The 16014-nt window shown below is 44.2% G+C and carries 13 protein-coding genes; 11 read left to right on the forward strand and 2 right to left on the reverse strand.

Annotated features, from left to right (window positions below; genetic code table 11):
- Positions 1–146: 146 nt before the first annotated feature.
- The 5 genes from MusilaSJ_RS25955 to MusilaSJ_RS25975 all read left to right on the forward strand — a co-directional run bounded on the left by MusilaSJ_RS25955 (position 147) and on the right by MusilaSJ_RS25975 (position 7503).
- Positions 147–1562, forward strand: a complete 1416-nt coding sequence (locus tag MusilaSJ_RS25955; protein WP_274987662.1) for a calcineurin-like phosphoesterase C-terminal domain-containing protein — start codon at positions 147–149, stop codon at positions 1560–1562.
- Positions 1563–1623: 61 nt separating this feature from the next.
- Positions 1624–2457: a glycerophosphodiester phosphodiesterase gene (locus tag MusilaSJ_RS25960; RefSeq protein WP_274987663.1), complete on the forward strand. Its 834-nt coding sequence runs from the start codon at positions 1624–1626 to the stop codon at positions 2455–2457.
- Positions 2458–2722: 265 nt separating this feature from the next.
- Entirely contained in the window at positions 2723–4123 is a 1401-nt protein-coding gene (locus MusilaSJ_RS25965; protein ID WP_274987664.1) for an alpha-L-fucosidase, read from the forward strand.
- A 153-nt stretch (positions 4124–4276) separates the two neighbouring features.
- Positions 4277–6751, forward strand: coding sequence for a glycoside hydrolase family 95 protein (locus tag MusilaSJ_RS25970; protein WP_274987665.1), 2475 nt, complete (start codon positions 4277–4279; stop codon positions 6749–6751).
- A complete protein-coding gene (locus MusilaSJ_RS25975) occupies positions 6748–7503 on the forward strand; it encodes an SGNH/GDSL hydrolase family protein (RefSeq protein WP_274987666.1) in 756 nt (251 codons plus the stop codon). The genes MusilaSJ_RS25970 and MusilaSJ_RS25975 overlap by 4 nt, the downstream gene beginning before the upstream one ends.
- Before the next feature lie 7 nt (positions 7504–7510).
- Here MusilaSJ_RS25975 and MusilaSJ_RS25980 read toward each other — a convergent pair whose 3' ends face one another.
- Positions 7511–7777 carry a CHC2 zinc finger domain-containing protein gene (locus tag MusilaSJ_RS25980; protein WP_146750446.1) on the reverse strand — a complete coding sequence of 89 codons (267 nt, stop codon included), beginning with the start codon at positions 7775–7777 and terminating at the stop codon, positions 7511–7513.
- Positions 7778–8123: 346 nt separating this feature from the next.
- Between MusilaSJ_RS25980 and MusilaSJ_RS25985 the strand changes: the two genes are divergently transcribed.
- The 3 genes from MusilaSJ_RS25985 (at position 8124) to MusilaSJ_RS25995 (ending at position 11676) form a co-directional block, all read left to right on the forward strand.
- Entirely contained in the window at positions 8124–8573 is a 450-nt protein-coding gene (locus tag MusilaSJ_RS25985) for a GNAT family N-acetyltransferase (RefSeq protein WP_274987667.1), read from the forward strand.
- Between the two features lie 350 nt (positions 8574–8923).
- A complete protein-coding gene (locus MusilaSJ_RS25990; RefSeq protein ID WP_274987668.1) occupies positions 8924–9397 on the forward strand; it encodes a Dps family protein in 474 nt (157 codons plus the stop codon).
- A gap of 518 nt (positions 9398–9915) precedes the next feature.
- On the forward strand, positions 9916–11676 hold the full coding sequence (locus MusilaSJ_RS25995) for an alpha-L-rhamnosidase-related protein (protein ID WP_274987669.1): 1761 nt from the start codon (positions 9916–9918) through the stop codon (positions 11674–11676).
- A 4-nt stretch (positions 11677–11680) separates the two neighbouring features.
- On the opposite strand, the gene MusilaSJ_RS26000 is transcribed toward MusilaSJ_RS25995, so the two are convergent.
- On the reverse strand, positions 11681–12052 hold the full coding sequence (locus MusilaSJ_RS26000; protein WP_274987670.1) for a VOC family protein: 372 nt from the start codon (positions 12050–12052) through the stop codon (positions 11681–11683).
- 161 nt (positions 12053–12213) lie between these two features.
- Between MusilaSJ_RS26000 and MusilaSJ_RS26005 the strand changes: the two genes are divergently transcribed.
- The 3 genes from MusilaSJ_RS26005 to MusilaSJ_RS26015 are packed head-to-tail and all read left to right on the forward strand — an operon-like array spanning position 12214 to position 16010.
- The gene (locus tag MusilaSJ_RS26005) at positions 12214–12849 is read left to right on the forward strand and encodes a (2Fe-2S)-binding protein (protein ID WP_274987671.1); all 636 of its coding nucleotides are present in this window, start codon (positions 12214–12216) and stop codon (positions 12847–12849) included.
- Entirely contained in the window at positions 12846–13838 is a 993-nt protein-coding gene (locus MusilaSJ_RS26010) for an FAD binding domain-containing protein (RefSeq protein ID WP_274987672.1), read from the forward strand. The genes MusilaSJ_RS26005 and MusilaSJ_RS26010 overlap by 4 nt, the downstream gene beginning before the upstream one ends.
- Positions 13839–13877: 39 nt before the next feature.
- Positions 13878–16010, forward strand: coding sequence for a xanthine dehydrogenase family protein molybdopterin-binding subunit (locus tag MusilaSJ_RS26015; RefSeq protein ID WP_274987673.1), 2133 nt, complete (start codon positions 13878–13880; stop codon positions 16008–16010).
- Positions 16011–16014: the final 4 nt, after the last annotated feature.

Raw genomic sequence — 16014 nt, forward strand, 5'->3', positions numbered from 1 at the left:
CGATAAGCAAGTCGCAAAACACACCCCTGCCAACGCTCTACCTAAAGCGCCCCCTCTCAAGAGGGGAACTTATATTTATCACCGGCCTTCTTTCTTCTACACTTACCAAAGCTCAGCACCTGTTTGAGCTTCGAAAATATTATCAAATGAACAGAAGATCATTTTTACAGGGCGTTGGCCTTATAACCGGCGGTGCATTCATATCGCTCCGTGCAAATGGGTTCACCCAGCTACTAACAACTGATACCGTAAAAGGCCGCGTTACCGTTGGCAAAAAAGGCATAAAAGAGGTTGTAATATCTGATGGCTTTTCAGTAGTGCTTACTGATGATAAGGGTAATTACGAACTTACACCCAATGAAAAAGCCAAAAGCATTTTCATGAGCACGCCATCAGGCTACGAGTTTAAAACCGACTATAACGTTGCCAAACATTACGAAAACATAGGCGGCAGTTCGCATTTTGATTTTAAACTGCAGGCTTTAAATGCAGATGACAATAACCATCATTTCATTATCTGGGCCGATCCGCAGGTAAAAAACAAAAAGGATGTAAAGCAGATGATGGATACCTCGGTTCCTGACACCATCGCTACCATAAAATCATTAGGTAAAAATGCACTGGTACATGGCATTTGCGTAGGCGACATTGTTTGGGATAACCACGAGCTTTTCCCTGCTTATAATGAAGCTGTGGCGCAAATGGCGATCCCGTTTTTCCAGGCGATAGGTAATCACGACATGGATTACCGCCAGGGCGGCGATGAAACATCGGATGTTACTTTTAAGAAGATCTATGGCCCAACCTACTACTCATTTAACCGCGGTAAAGCACATTATGTAGTGCTCGATAATGTTCGTTACCTTGGTGTTGAACGTGAGTATGACGGCTATATCACCGAAGACCAGCTAAACTGGCTGGCTAAAGATCTGCAATACGTTAAGAAAGATCAGTTACTGATCATCAACCTGCATATCCCGGTTTATAACCAGGTGAAAAATAACAAGGACTTTTATAAAGTATTAGATGGTTTCAGCAATGTACACATCATGTCGGGCCATACGCATTATCATGATAACAATATCACCAATGGCATTTTTGAGCACAACCACGGTACAGTATGCGGCGGCTGGTGGACGGGGCCTATTTGCGTTGATGGTACCCCACGTGGATACGGCGTGTATTCAGTAACCGGTACTGAGCTGAAATGGTACTATAAATCTACAGGTTTGCCTGCCGAAAACCAGATCAGTGTTTATGCCGAAAAACTAACCGACCAGATGCGCCTCATTGCCAACGTTTGGAATTATGACCCCGAGTGGAAAGTTGTGTATTATTTAGATGACAAACCGATGGGAGCGTTGTCAAAAGAGCAGGGATATGATCCCTTATCGGTAAGTTTGTATAAAGGCGATCAGCTACCGGCAGGCCGGCATTTTGTGGAGCCGCATGAAACGGGGCACCTGTTTGTGGCGCACTTTGAGCTAACGGTTAAGAAAGTTAGGGTTGAAGCTACCGATCGTTTCGGAAATAAATATTCAAACGAATTAGATGCGAAATAAAATAAACATTGTTACCGGTATAAGTCTTATCTTGTTATCAGGCTTTACTGTTGTTAAAAACATGGAACTAAAAAATGCAGATTTCCCCTCATTCAGTGCCGAAGCGCATCGCGGTGGCAGGGGACTGAGGCCCGAAAATACCATTCCTGCAATGAAAAACGCCATCGATCTGGGTGTTGTCACCACGCTGGAGATGGATACGCACATTACCGCGGATGGGCAGGTGGTTTTATCGCATGATGAATATATTAACCCGCTGTTTTCGCTTACGCCTGATGGTAAGGAGATTAGCAAGGAAGAAGCTAAAAACCTGATCCTCTATAAAATGAAATATGAGGATCTGAAAAAATATGATGTAGGTTCAAAACCGTACAGCAAATTTCCGCGCCAGCAAAAAATCAAAACCTATATGCCGCTGCTGTCTGAATTGATTGATTCGGTACAGCATTATATTAAGGTAAATCATAAAAAGCCGGTATTCTACAACATCGAAACTAAATGCTCACCCGAAGGTGACGGCATTTATAATCCGGCTCCAGACGAGTTTGTGGATAAGTTGATGGCTGTTTTGATCGAAAAAAAGATCCTGCCCTACGTGGTGATCCAGTCGTTTGATAAACGTACGCTGCAGATCATCCACAAAAAATACCCTGATGTACGTACTTCTTATCTTATCGAAAACAAAAAATCGTTTGAAGATAATATGGCCGATCTGGGTTTTACCCCATTCATCTACAGTCCGGATTATAAGTTGGTTGATGCCGACCTGGTAAAGAAATGCCATGATGCAAAGATTAAAGTATTACCATGGACCGTAAACACCAAAAAGGAAATTGAGCAACTTAAAAGTTTAGGTGTTGATGGTGTGATTTCTGATTATCCGGATTTGTTTTAAGTGGGACTATAAATAAAAACATAACTTCTTGCGCTCATTTATAATGAGTGCTTAAAATGGGCTTGCGTTTGTAACGCAACGGGCGATACAATCGCCAAATCATGTTAAGCGCTCGTTGCAAACGAGCGCAAGTTAAAAGTTTTATTTAGGGCGCTCACGCCAAATAAGCTGAATGTAATGTCAATTTCCGATAATCTAAACATTAAATTTAAATGTGATATTGCAATTGTTAAAACGTTTTATCACATTTAACCAACAACCAATCATGTTTAAGTTAAAAGCTATTTGCTTTATTGCGATTTGTGCTGCGTCCCTCTCACTAAAAGCACAAACGGCACAGCAGCCTGTAAAACCGCTTGCCCAGCTTCAGCAGGAATTTGTCGACCTGCGTTTCGGTATGTTCATCCATTTTAACATTCCAACTTATATGGATCAGGACTGGGCCGATCCTGATGCTTTGCCAACCATCTTCAATCCTAAAAAATTGAATTGCGACCAGTGGGCAAAGGCTGCAAAATCGGCCAACATGACTTACGGTTGCATCACCACCAAACATCACAGCGGTTTTTGTATCTGGGACACCAAAACAACCGATTATAACGTGATGAACAGTCCGCTGAAAAAGGATGTAGTAAAAGAGTATACCGATGCTTTCAGGGCTAATGGCTTAAAAGTGTTCCTGTATTATTCTATTTTGGATACCCACCACAGGTTAAGGCCAAACATGATCACGCCAAAGCATATTGATATGGTAAAAGCGCAGATCACCGAGCTGATGACCAAATACGGCGAGATTTCGGCCCTGATCATTGACGGATGGGATGCACCATGGTCGAGGATCTCATATGATGATGTTCCGTTTGAAGAAATCTACACATTGGTAAAATCATTGCAGCCAAACTGTTTGGTGATGGACCTGAATGGCGCCAAATATCCTGCCGAAGGCATGTATTATACTGATATCAAAACTTACGAAATGGGAGCAGGTCAGCGGGTTTCAACTAAAGATAACCGGATGCCGGCCATTGCCTGTTTACCGTTGCAGGCCAATTGGTTTTGGGAAACAAGCCACCCAACAACCCCGGTTAAGGAACCTGCTAAACTGGTTAACGATATCCTGAAACCGTTGAACAATGTCGACTGTAATTTTATTCTGAATGTAGCGCCTAACCGCGATGGCTTGTTTGACGATAACGCTCTTGCCGCACTTAAGGAAATTGGTAAGCTTTGGAAAAACGAAGGCCCGGTAGCTAAGCTTTCTACGTTGGATGCACCGATCATCTCATCAAACATTGCAAAAAATCAGCCGGCAAGCGCAAGCTGGAGCGATGATTCGGCTATTATGGATTTTGCTAACGATGATGATTTTCATAGCTCATGGGTGTCAAACCCAACAGTTAAAAATCCATGGTACGAGATAGATTTTAAGAAAGACCAGGCGCTGAACACCATCGTTATTGCTGTAGAAAAACCGAACATATCGCATTACCGCCTGGAATATTACCTGAACGGAAGCTGGAAACCCTTGTTTGATGGCGAAAACGCTAACAAGATTAAAGTACACCGTTTTGACAGGGTATGGGCCGGTAAGGTTCGGATCTCGATAGATAAAGCCGATCACCAGGTATCAATAGCCGAGTTCCAGGTTTATAACGAAAGAAGATAATACACTATAACTGAAACTTACTAAGGAAGACCCGCCCGCAAGGCGGGTTTTTTTGTTTGCTGTAACCCGTTTTTGTATATTAAAATGCCAATAAGCATTATTTTTTATCGCTGTTGCATTGGTATACTTGTAAAAATAATTTTAACCAATTTTATGAACCAAGGCCTGAAAACAACACTCCTGTTTGTAGTTTTACCGCTATGTATGCAATTGATTGCGCCAAACGCAAAGGCGCAGAACAATACTTTATGGTATAAAAAGCCCGCCAAAGTGTGGACAGAAGCTTTACCTATTGGCAACGGCAGGTTAGGAGCCATGATTTTTGGTGGTGTTGATGATGAATTGCTGCAACTCAATGAATCTACCCTATGGTCGGGCGGGCCGGTGAAGCAAAATGTAAATCCCGGTGCATTTCAATACCTGGCCCAGGTAAGGGAGGCGTTGTTTAAAGGTGATTATCAAAAGGCGCATGAGCTAACGCAAAAGATGCAGGGCTTATACTCTGAAAGCTTTTTGCCAATGGCCGATTTGCATATCAAACAATCATACAATGTTGGTAAAACCGGTAGCTATTATCGCGACCTGAATATCGGCAACGCTGTTGCTACAACCAAATATGCTGTCAACGGGGTAAACTATAAACGTGAAATCTTTGCTTCGGCACCCGATAAAGTCATCGTGATCCGGTTTACGGCTGATAAGAATAAACAGTTAAACCTTAAAATAAATACAAGCAGCCAGCTTCGTTTTCAAAAGGAGGTGCTGAATAAAAACGTACTGCAGCTAAGCGGTAAAGCCCCGGCACACGTTGAGCCAAGCTATGTTGATTCAAAAAATCCGATAATTTATGCCGACGATGATAAGTGCCGGGGGATGCGTTATGAAGTGGTGGCAAAAGCTGTAACTAATGATGGCAAAATTACCACCGATACCAGTGGTATCACGGTGAGAGGAGCATCTGTTGTGACGCTTTATGTTGGCGCCGCTACCAGCTTTAAAGCTTACAACCAATGCCCTGACGGCGACGAAAAGGTTGCGGCCAAAAATCTTGATAAAGCTGCTGCCAAACCTTATGCGCGGCTGCTTGCCGCTCACCTGGCCGACTATCATCGCTTTTTTAACAGGGTAAGCCTTAAAATTAATGATACCAAGGGCAGTCATACCGAATTGCCTACAGATGAACGGCTTGCGCTTTACAATAAAAATCAGGGGGCCGATCCTGGTATTGAAGCTTTATATTTTCAATATGGCCGTTACCTGCTGATAAGCAGCTCAAGAACACCTGGCGTTCCTGCTAACCTTCAAGGCATCTGGAATAAAGAGTTACGTGCACCCTGGAGCTCAAACTACACCAGCAACATCAACGTGCAAATGAACTACTGGATGGCTGAAGACTGTAATTTGTCTGAAATGCACCAGCCTTTATTTGAACTGATCAAAGGATTGTCGGAAACGGGCGCTGGTGTTGCTAAAGATTTCTACCATGCTAAGGGTTGGGTAACTCACCATAATACAGATATCTGGGCTTTGGCTAACCCGGTAGGTGACCTTGGCCATGGTGACCCTAAATGGGCAAACTGGGCAATGGGGGGCGACTGGCTAACCCGCCACCTTTGGGAGCACTATTTATATACCGGCGATAAAGCGTTTTTAAAAAACACAGCTTACCCATTAATGAAAGGCGCTGCCGAATTTACTTTTGATTGGTTGGTGCCCGATGGTCAGGGCCATTTAGTAACTGCACCGTCGATGTCGCCCGAAAATGATTTTATTTATGCTGAAGGTAAAACCGGGGATGTTTCTGTTTCTACTACAATGGATATGGGTATCATCCGCGATCTGTTTGATAACCTCATTGCAGCAAGTAAAGTATTGGGTGTTGATGCCGCTTTCAGGGATTCACTTATCGCCAAAAAAGCTAAACTGATCCCATATCAGATAGGCAGCAAGGGACAATTGCAGGAATGGTATAAAGACCAGGAATCGCCAGATCCGCATCACCGTCACGTGTCGCATTTATATTCCGTTTATCCGGCTAATGAAATTTCGATAGCTGCAAACCCGGAGCTGGCAGCGGCGGCAAAACGTTCGTTAGAGTTACGCGGCGATGAAAGTACCGGATGGAGCCTGGCCTGGAAGGTAAACCTTTGGGCCCGGTTAAGAGATGGCAATCACGCCTACAAATTATACCGCGACTTGCTGCGCTTAACCGGCGAAAGTGGTTACAACTACAGCGAGGGTGGAGGACTTTATCCGAATATGTTCGATGCTCACCCACCGTTTCAGATAGATGGTAACTTTGGCGGTACCTCTGGTTTGGCCGAAATGCTGCTGCAAAGCCAGAACGGTAATGTACACCTGCTACCTGCATTACCCGATGCCTGGGCCAACGGTGAAATTAAAGGTTTGGCAGCAAGAGGCGCATTTGTAATTGACATGAAATGGGCAGCGGGTAAGGTTGTGACCGCCCAGGTGTTATCAAAAGCAGGAGGCACCTGTCATATTGTATCTAAATCAAAACTGACAGTTAAAGGTTTGAATGCTACTCCGGTTAAAGTGAAAGAAGGGTATGAGCTGGTGATCAATACAGAAAAAGGCAAATCATATCAATTAGTAAGCAGCATATGAGCAACAGCAGGAGAAACTTTTTAAAGAAAGCATCATTGGCCGGCGCAGCGGCAATAGCTGCCCCCCAGTTGGTATCCGCATCAGCAAAAAATGATAATTTTATACCTGATGATGGCACCGGTAAAACCTTCCTGTTTCAGGGCGACTCAATAACTGATGGCGGCCGTAGCTATGATAAAGACTGGAACCATGTTTACGGGCAGGGCTATGCTTATTTGATAACAGCCCGCATTAACTTTGACTATCCTGGTAGGGATTACCAATTTTTTAACCGGGGTATCAGTGGCAATACCATAAATGACCTTGCAGCACGCTGGCAAAAGGATACATTGGATATTAAACCCGATGTATTGAGTATATTGGTAGGCATTAACGATGTGCATAAAGTAATAATGCAGGGCGATAAATCAACTGCCGAAGATTTTGGCAAAGCCTATAATCAACTTTTAACCCAAACTACAGGCGCCTTACCCAATGTTAAATTGATTTTATTGGAGCCATTTATCCTACCCGTAGGTATGGTAAACAAGAATCCTGAGCTATGGGCAGCTGAGGTTCAAAAACGACAGGTAGTTGTCAGAACGCTTGCCCTAAAATTTAACGCCATTTTTGTGCCTTTGCAGGATGTATTCAACAAGGCATTGCAAAAAGCCAAAGCCGAACATTGGATCTGGGATGGTGTTCATCCCATGCCCGCCGGGCATGAGCTTATTGCCCTTGAGTGGATGAAGTCGGTTAAAAAGCTGTATTAAGTTTTTCCTAATTACTTCCCGCAATCATTTGAATAGCCTCTTCGCGGGTTTTGTGTTCAATGGCCATTACAAATTCAACGGGGCCGCCGCCTTTACCGCAGCCAAAGCATTGAAAAATGTTTTTTTCGGGCGATACCATTAGTGATGTCGCCTGGTCTTTATGAAAGGGGCAGCGGCCTTTTAAATTTCTCCGGCTTTCTTCAAGCAGCACATATTTTGAAACAATTCGTACAAGATCGGCCTGTACCGGCGACAGGGAATGAGATGCAGACATGTTGGGTAATAGAATGATTAATTATCCGGCTGCGAAAATAATTTTTTACCAGGTTGCAATAAGGGATTGTTGAAAAAAAATTGATTTCCACGGGACAAGGTAATGCCTCTTTATCACAAGTGGTAATTTACATAGCAACTGGGCATCACTTTTATTTAGGCGCCCACATGCTAAGTTGATGGATGTTTAACAGATGGCTTGTCCTGCGCATTCCCAAAACAAGTTCGGTATGACTTTTTTTAAGTAACTGGCCATACTTTCTGCTTTTCTCAGAAATATTTACTTTAGCCACTCAAGCAAATCGCCAAAACCTTTGAGCCTTTACGAATGAGAAAAATCAAACACCATGAACTACACTCAAATTTGCAAAGCTTTTAATGATTTAACCGTTACCGAATTGTACCAATTATTAAAACTCAGGAGCGAGGTATTTGTAGTTGAACAACATTGTGTGTTTTTAGACACCGATGATAAAGACTACGCTTGCCACCATCTGTTATTGTTTGATGGTGATCAGGAACTGGTGGCCTATGCCCGTATTGTACCCGCAGGTAAATCATACGCCGAAACATCGATAGGGCGTATAGTAAGCAGCAAAAAGGTGCGGGGTAAAGGTGTAGGTAAAATACTAACCCAGGCCGCCATCGATCAAACTAAAAAGATCTATGGAGATGTGCCTATCCGGATAGGGGCACAGTACTATGCTGTCAAATTTTATGAACAATCGGGTTTTAAAATTGATGGTGAAATTTATGATGAGGATGGTATCGACCATATTGAAATGATCCTGTCCTGATAGATATCTATCTGAAAATAGCTTTAATGATTGCTTATGCCTGCTTAACTAATTCGACGCAGCTGTAAATGTGATACCACTAATTTTATGATAATACTCCCGGAAATCTGCATACTACGAAGGTCATGATCCGTGGGACGCTGATGTCTACCTCGCCTGTATTGTCATCTATTAGTTGACATTTGTCATACACATACCATGATCATTATGCCCCGTTGATTTTTTACTTTGGGGTAACTGCATTTACGTTATATTGGCCCCGCAAAAAGGCTGTTCAGCAGGTAATACACATCCGCCAAAATATGAATAAGTTTATAACAAGAAAATAGCAATCACAAATTACATATATCATGAAAACAAACATCGGAATTAATGAAGCAGACCGCCAGGCCGTTTCAGATCAGTTAGCCAAATTATTAGCCGACGAATTTGTACTGTACACCAAAACCCGTAATGCCCACTGGAATATTGAAGGTCCCGACTTTCATTCAATGCATGTGTTTTTTGAACAACAATACAACGAGCTTGATGAAATTATGGACAGCGTGGCCGAACGAATCCGTAAAATAGGTCATTACGCACCGGCTACTTTAACCCAGCTGTTACAACTTACCCATTTAACCGAAAAGCTCGATCACAAAAATGATAGCCCGGGCTTTTTGAAGGAATTGCTTGAAGACCATGAAAGCATCATCGAGTTTATCCGCGGTAATATCAACCCCTTCGCTAACCAGTTTAATGACGCCGGTACCAGCGACTTTATTACCGGTCTTATGGAAACACACGAGGGCATGGCCTGGATGCTGAGGTCGCATTTCAGATAAAATGATCTCCCCTTTAAATAAAGCTTTTCGGCTCAAATGATCTTCCGGATGCAAACGGAAGATCATGAGCGAAAAGTAAAATAATTATCTCTGCAATATTATTCAGCTTGCTCATGGTAAGTTAGTTGTTGATGATAATCCTATTGCCATGCAAACCTTTTGCACCTTCGGCACATTTTTACTTGTTCCTGAAGTAAGATCTCCAGGGAGAGCGTTAAATACCATCGATAATATAATGTATTAAAAAAAGATAGTACAGGATGCCAGATCATGATGAAAGCGTTAGTATTGTTTAATTATAAACTTACCGGCTTTCACGATAAATCTGTATTATTTTGTATTTAGTCTCCCGTAATATCTTCAAAGAAAGTGCGGTTAACGAACTTGAATCGATGAAAAAGACTGCGTTTAACCGGGCAACTAATAAAGCAGTGCGAAATACACCTTTGCTGTGGCATTTTCCATTGTGCTCCTTCTCAAGAGCGGAATTTTAAAGACAGACAAAAAGATATTTTCACATGAAGAAAATCATCGGTATACTCATATTGACTATCATCTGTTTTATTTGCAAGGCCCAAAAGCTTCCTCCGGTTTTTGATGCTAAGCGATCTGCCGAAGCGGAATCGACAGAAACGGTGAGGAAATATCTTTCACCGGTCCGCATCCTTTGGAAATCGCCCGATGCAGCTACCAATATTATCAATGCCGAAAAACTGCTGAAGCAAGGTGATGGACAAGCCAATCTTTCAGGTAATGACTTGTGCATTCTTCAAAGTAATGAAAAGGGCAAACCCGGTTTATTGCTTGATTTTGGTAAGGAATTGCACGGCGGTTTGCAATTGGTAACCGATCAGTCGAGGGGTGGCAAGCCAGTGAGGGTGCGTATCCGTTTTGGCGAATCGGCGGGCGAAGCTATGTCAGATATCGATACCATAAAAGGCGCTACTAACGACCACGCTATGCGCGACATGATCATGTCCCTGCCATGGTTGGGTAAGCTGGAAATTGGCAACACCGGTTTTCGTTTTGTACGGATAGATTTGGTGGACGATAATAGTCAACTTAAGCTGAAAGAAGCGAGGGCTATTTTTGTTTACCGCGATATCCCTTACCTCGGCTCATTTAAATGCAGTGATACGCTGCTTAACAAAATATGGCTTACCGGTGCATACACCGTACATCTCAATATGCAGGATTATCTTTGGGACGGTATTAAACGCGACAGGCTGGTTTGGGTAGGCGATATGCATCCCGAAACATCAACCATTGCCGCTGTATTTGGTGATAATCCGGTAGTGTCCAAAAGTCTTGATTTGGCCCGCGATATTACGCCATTGCCGGGCTATATGAACGGGATGGTATCTTATTCCATGTGGTGGATCCTAATCCAACGCGATTGGTATATGCACACCGGTAATTTGAAATATCTGCGGCAGCAGAAAGCTTACCTGGTAAAGTTGCTGAATCAGTACGCTGTACAGGTTGATGCAAATGGCAGCGAAAAGCTGGACGGCGCCGGTCGGTTTTTGGACTGGCCATCGAGCGAAAATAAACCTGCTATTCATGCCGGTTTACAGGCCATGCTGGTGATGACCCTGAATGCCGGTGCCGAACTCTGCAAAATATTGAAAGATCCGGCCACCGCCAAAAAATGCGAAGATGCGGTTGCTAAACTAAAAACCAATGTGCCGGATGCCAGCGGTTCAAAACAGGCGGCAGCCTTATTGGGATTATCGGGTTTACTCCCTGCCCGAAAAGCAAACGATATTCTTTCTAAAGATGGAGTACACAATTACTCAACGTTTTTTGGTTATTATATGCTGTTGACCAAAGCCAAAGCCGGCGACTACCAGGGTGGCATTGACGCTATCCGTAACTTTTGGGGGCCGATGCTGAACCTTGGCGCTACTACTTTTTGGGAAGATTTTAATATCGACTGGCTGCCCAACGCTTCGCGGATAGATGAGTTGGTGCCCAATGGTAAAAAAGATATCCATGGTGATTATGGCGCTTATTGTTATAAAGGTTTCAGGCATAGTCTTTCGCACGGCTGGGCATCAGGGCCAACACCGTGGTTAACTGAGTATGTGTTGGGTGTAAAGATAATAGCGCCAGGTTGTAAGGTAATTAAGATTGAACCCCATTTGGGCGATCTGAGCTATGCCGAAGGAACTTATCCAACGCCATATGGTATTGTGAAAATTGAACATGTTAAGCAGGCTGATGGTAAAGTGAAATCGGTGATTAATGTCCCAGCCGGGATTAGGGTAATTCAATAAATATCTACCGTTGCCGCTGGCAAAACCGTAAAGTATTGCCGTCAGTATCCGTAACATAAAACTCGCGCGTTCCCCAGGTTTGGTCGGTTGGTCCCTGGTGAACGGGCGACTCTTTTTTAGCAGAGGTATCCAACCCGCGGGATACGTAATATGTAAACCGGCTATCCACATCATCAATCCAAACATTTACCACCGAACCAAATAAGCGGTCGCTTTCATATACGGTTAACTGCAGCTCTCCAAATTCGCTTATTAGGTCAACAACGCCGTCATCATTGGTGGCTTCAGGGTATTTGAACCTGAAATCAAGCACGTTCGTGTAAAATCCAATAGCCTGCCGCAAGCTCTGGCATTTAAAAAGTGGGATCATTTTCATTGTGAAGTATTTGCTTAAAGTTAGCCCTAAACTTTTGTTGGAGGAAATATTAAAATTGTAGTTATTGATATAATTGGATTTTTCATTGTTCAAAACAAATTTGTTACGGAGTTATTGATATTAAAAGTGCTATCTTGGTGTAATTATAAATCGCTGTACCTATGTCTACAATAAAGCCCTGCACTCCAACCGACGGCGAAGACATCTCAAACGGAACGCGCCGTGATTTTCTTAAGCAAACATCGCTGTTAACGGCCATTGCCTTAACACCGGTTACTGTAGTTAAAGCGGCCGAAAACCAATGGGATGAGAAACTTGCCGGCGTTTTTGAAAAGCAAGCCCTGCACCTGGAGGTGAACGGTGTAAAACATGAATTGATGGTTGAACCGCGTGTTACCCTGCTGGAAGTGCTGCGCGAATACCTCGATCTTACAGGTACAAAAAAGGGTTGCGACCGCGGCCAATGCGGCGCTTGTACGGTGCATGTAAATGGCGTACGCATTAACTCGTGCCTGAGCTTGGCATTAACAAATGATGGTAAAAAGATAACCACTATTGAAGGCCTTGCCAAAGAGGAAGAGCTGCATCCCATGCAGGAGGCATTTATTAAGCATGATGGTTTTCAATGCGGATATTGTACATCAGGACAAATTATGTCGGCTGTGGCTTTGCTTAAAGAGGGACATGCCGGTTCTGAAACCGAGATCAGAGAGTTTATGAGCGGTAACATTTGCCGTTGCGGCGCTTATCCCAATATTGCTAAAGCTATTCAGGAAGTTAAGGGGGGTATGGTATGAACCAGTTTCAGTATGCACGGCCAGCCGAAACAGCTGCCGCCGTTAAATCATTGGCGAAAGAACCCAATGGGTACTTTTTGGCAGGCGGAACCAATTTGGTTGATATGATGAAGATGGGACTGGTGGTACCCGATAAGCTGATTGATATTAACCGCCTCCCGCTTAAAAAGATAGAGAAAACAGCCACAGGTATGCACATCGGTGCTTTAGCCTCCAATAGTGAGGTTGCTGAGTACGCTTATATAAAGGCGCAATACCCGTTGCTGGCGCTGGCGATCAATGCCGGTGCTTCGCCGCAGCTGCGCAACATGGCTACCGTTGGGGGCAATCTTATGCAGCGTACCCGCTGTCCTTATTTTTTTGATACTGCTATGCCTTGCAATAAACGTACACCCGGAAGCGGTTGTGGAGCGTTGGAGGGGATTAATCGCATGCATGCCCTTTTTGGCGCCAGCGATAAATGTATTGCTGTTAATCCCAGTGATATGAATGTGGCGCTGGCCGCGTTGGATGCCACCATACACGTAACGGGTATAAAAGGCCCGAGAACTATTAAGATCGGCGATTTTCACCGCTTGCCAGGCAATCATCCGGAACTTGATAATACCTTGCAAAAAGGCGAGTTGATCACTTCAGTTGATCTGCCTGTAGCATCATCTGCTTATAACAAGCATGTTTACTATTTAAAGATCCGCGACCGTACATCATATGCCTTTGCTCTGGTATCGGTAGCTGCTGCTCTGCATATCGAAAATAATACTATTACAGGCGCAAGGCTGGCCATGGGCGGGGTGGCACATAAGCCGTGGCGTTTAACCACTGCCGAAACATTTTTAAAAGGTAAAGCTGTTACTGAAGATAATTTTAAGCAGGCTGCTCAAATTGCCATGCAGGGAGCTAAAGCTTATGAGTACAACAAGTTTAAGTTAAAGCTTGCGCCCAATGCTATCGTACAATCCTTGAAATTGGCCACCGGCCTTGCAACATAATTAACGATTATTTAGCTAATAGATTTAATACTGATCTTCATGAAAAAAGACGCAATTGGCGATTCCTTAAGCCGTGTAGATGGCCGGTTAAAAGTAACCGGCAGAGCTAAATACAGCGGTGAATATAAAGTGCCCAACCTTACCTATGGTGTGCTGGTATCGGCAACCATTGCTTCGGGCACGGTAGCTACGCTTGATACCAGGGCTGCCGAGCGCGCGCCGGGGGTGCTTGCTGTCATTACGCCATTTAATGCGCCAAAAGTACCGGGCTACCAGGCCGGCGCCGAAAGACCGGTACGCGGGCTTAAGTTATTTAATGATAATAAGATCTATTTTAACGCGCAACCCATTGCGCTGGTAGTTGCCGATACCTTTGAACGGGCTACCTACGCCGCAAGCCTGGTTAAAGCAACTTACAATACGGAGCCTTTTGAAACTGATTTTCATAAAAACATAGATAAAGGGGTAACACCTCAAAAGGGTAATTATAAAGATTACGTGCGCGGTGAGGCAAATGCTTATAAAAATGCGCCGGTAATGGTTGAAGAGGAATATCTGCTTCCCACAGAAGTACATAACCCTATGGAGTTGCACGTTACCACCGCTTTTTGGGATGGGGATGATAAGGTTACACTGTATACCAAATCGCAGGGCGTAAAAGGCTCCCAGCGATCCATTGCTGCGGCATTCGGACTTAATCTCGATAATGTGCAGATCAATTCAAGGTTTGTCGGTGGAGCTTTCGGCTCTTCGTTACGTACCTGGCCACATGAAATTGCAGCCGCACAGGCAGCTAAACTGGTAAAACGTCCGGTTAAACTTACACTCACCCGCGAACAGATGTTTACGCAGGTAGGCTATCGCCCTTTAACCATCCAAAAAATAGGACTGGGTGCCACTGCCGATGGTAAGCTGATTGGCATTACCCATGAATCGCATTCGCAAACAGCCGTTTATGAAGAATTTACTGAAGGGGCGGTAAATGTATCGCAGTTTTTATATAACAGTCCTAATGTAAATACGCTTTACAAGGTAGTGCCTTTAAATGTAGGCGTGCCTGCGCCTATGCGCGGTCCGGGTGAGGCTACAGGTTCTTTCGCACTTGAATCGGCGCTGGATGAGTTATCTTACAAGCTTAATCTCGATCCCATAGAGTTAAGACTGAGAAACTATACCGATACTGATCCTGAACGGAACAAGCCATGGTCGAGCAAATACCTAAAGGAATGTTACCAGAAAGGGGCCGAGGCCATAGGCTGGGCCGATCGTAAAGCACAACCCGGCACCAATAAAGAGGGCGAATGGCTGGTAGGCTACGGGATAGGCTGCGGTGCGTTTGGCGCATATCGTGGTAATGCCATGGCTAAAATAAAGTTAATGGCTGATGGCAGCGTAAATATTCAGAGCGCTACCAGTGATATTGGCCCGGGTACGGGAACATCAATGGTGTTGATAGCTGCTGATACTTTGGGGATCCCCGCAAATAAGATCACATTTGAGCTGGGCAATTCGGCTTTTCCTAATGCGCCAACGCAGGGTGGGTCGGCAACGGTATCATCTGTTGGCTCGGCGGTTCATGATGTGTGTGTGGCTTTGAAACAGAAGCTGTACACCATGGCCGGTAAGCCAGCCGACAGCATGGAGCCTATTGATTACGTTGCCGTGTTAAAGCAAAACAATATGCCGTCGGTTGAGCTTACACAAGAATCAAAAGGCAATCCCGAAGCGCAAAAATATTCCATGTACTCGTTTTCGGCACATTTTGCCAAAGTGCATGTACACCCGCTTACGGGGCAGGTTAAGATCAAAAAGATTGTAGCCTGTGTTGATGCCGGAAAAATAGTTAACCACAAAACCGCCAGCAGCCAGATGATTGGCGGTGCGGTTGGCGGTGTAGGCATGGCCATGACTGAAGAAGCTGTTTTTGATGATCGTTACGGGCGCTACATTAATGGTAACTTTGCGGATTACCACGTGCCGGTAAATGCCGATATCCAACAGATAGAAGCTATATTTATTGATAAGCCCGATCCGGTTTTAAATCCGGTAGGCACCAAAGGCATTGGCGAAATTTCATTGATAGGGGTGGCCCCCGCTTTGGCAAACGCCATTTATAATGCTACGGGCAAAAGGGTAAGGGAACTGCCCATAACGCCCGATAAACTGATATAGCTGT

Source organism: Mucilaginibacter sp. SJ (assembly GCF_028993635.1).
Classification (GTDB): Bacteria; Bacteroidota; Bacteroidia; order Sphingobacteriales; family Sphingobacteriaceae; genus Mucilaginibacter.

Excerpts from the sequence above, each read along its gene's own strand:
- MusilaSJ_RS25995 (WP_274987669.1), top strand. The coding sequence starts at position 9,916 with ATGAAGAAAATCATCGGTATACTCATATTGACTATCATCTGTTTTATT.
- MusilaSJ_RS26005 (WP_274987671.1), top strand. The coding sequence starts at position 12,214 with ATGTCTACAATAAAGCCCTGCACTCCAACCGACGGCGAAGACATCTCA.
- MusilaSJ_RS25955 (WP_274987662.1), top strand. The coding sequence starts at position 147 with ATGAACAGAAGATCATTTTTACAGGGCGTTGGCCTTATAACCGGCGGT.
- MusilaSJ_RS25990 (WP_274987668.1), top strand. The coding sequence starts at position 8,924 with ATGAAAACAAACATCGGAATTAATGAAGCAGACCGCCAGGCCGTTTCA.
- MusilaSJ_RS25960 (WP_274987663.1), top strand. The coding sequence starts at position 1,624 with ATGGAACTAAAAAATGCAGATTTCCCCTCATTCAGTGCCGAAGCGCAT.
- MusilaSJ_RS25975 (WP_274987666.1), top strand. The coding sequence starts at position 6,748 with ATGAGCAACAGCAGGAGAAACTTTTTAAAGAAAGCATCATTGGCCGGC.
- MusilaSJ_RS25980 (WP_146750446.1), bottom strand. The coding sequence starts at position 7,777 with ATGTCTGCATCTCATTCCCTGTCGCCGGTACAGGCCGATCTTGTACGA.
- MusilaSJ_RS25970 (WP_274987665.1), top strand. The coding sequence starts at position 4,277 with ATGAACCAAGGCCTGAAAACAACACTCCTGTTTGTAGTTTTACCGCTA.
- MusilaSJ_RS26000 (WP_274987670.1), bottom strand. The coding sequence starts at position 12,052 with ATGAAAATGATCCCACTTTTTAAATGCCAGAGCTTGCGGCAGGCTATT.
- MusilaSJ_RS26010 (WP_274987672.1), top strand. The coding sequence starts at position 12,846 with ATGAACCAGTTTCAGTATGCACGGCCAGCCGAAACAGCTGCCGCCGTT.
- MusilaSJ_RS25985 (WP_274987667.1), top strand. The coding sequence starts at position 8,124 with ATGAACTACACTCAAATTTGCAAAGCTTTTAATGATTTAACCGTTACC.
- MusilaSJ_RS25965 (WP_274987664.1), top strand. The coding sequence starts at position 2,723 with ATGTTTAAGTTAAAAGCTATTTGCTTTATTGCGATTTGTGCTGCGTCC.
- MusilaSJ_RS26015 (WP_274987673.1), top strand. The coding sequence starts at position 13,878 with ATGAAAAAAGACGCAATTGGCGATTCCTTAAGCCGTGTAGATGGCCGG.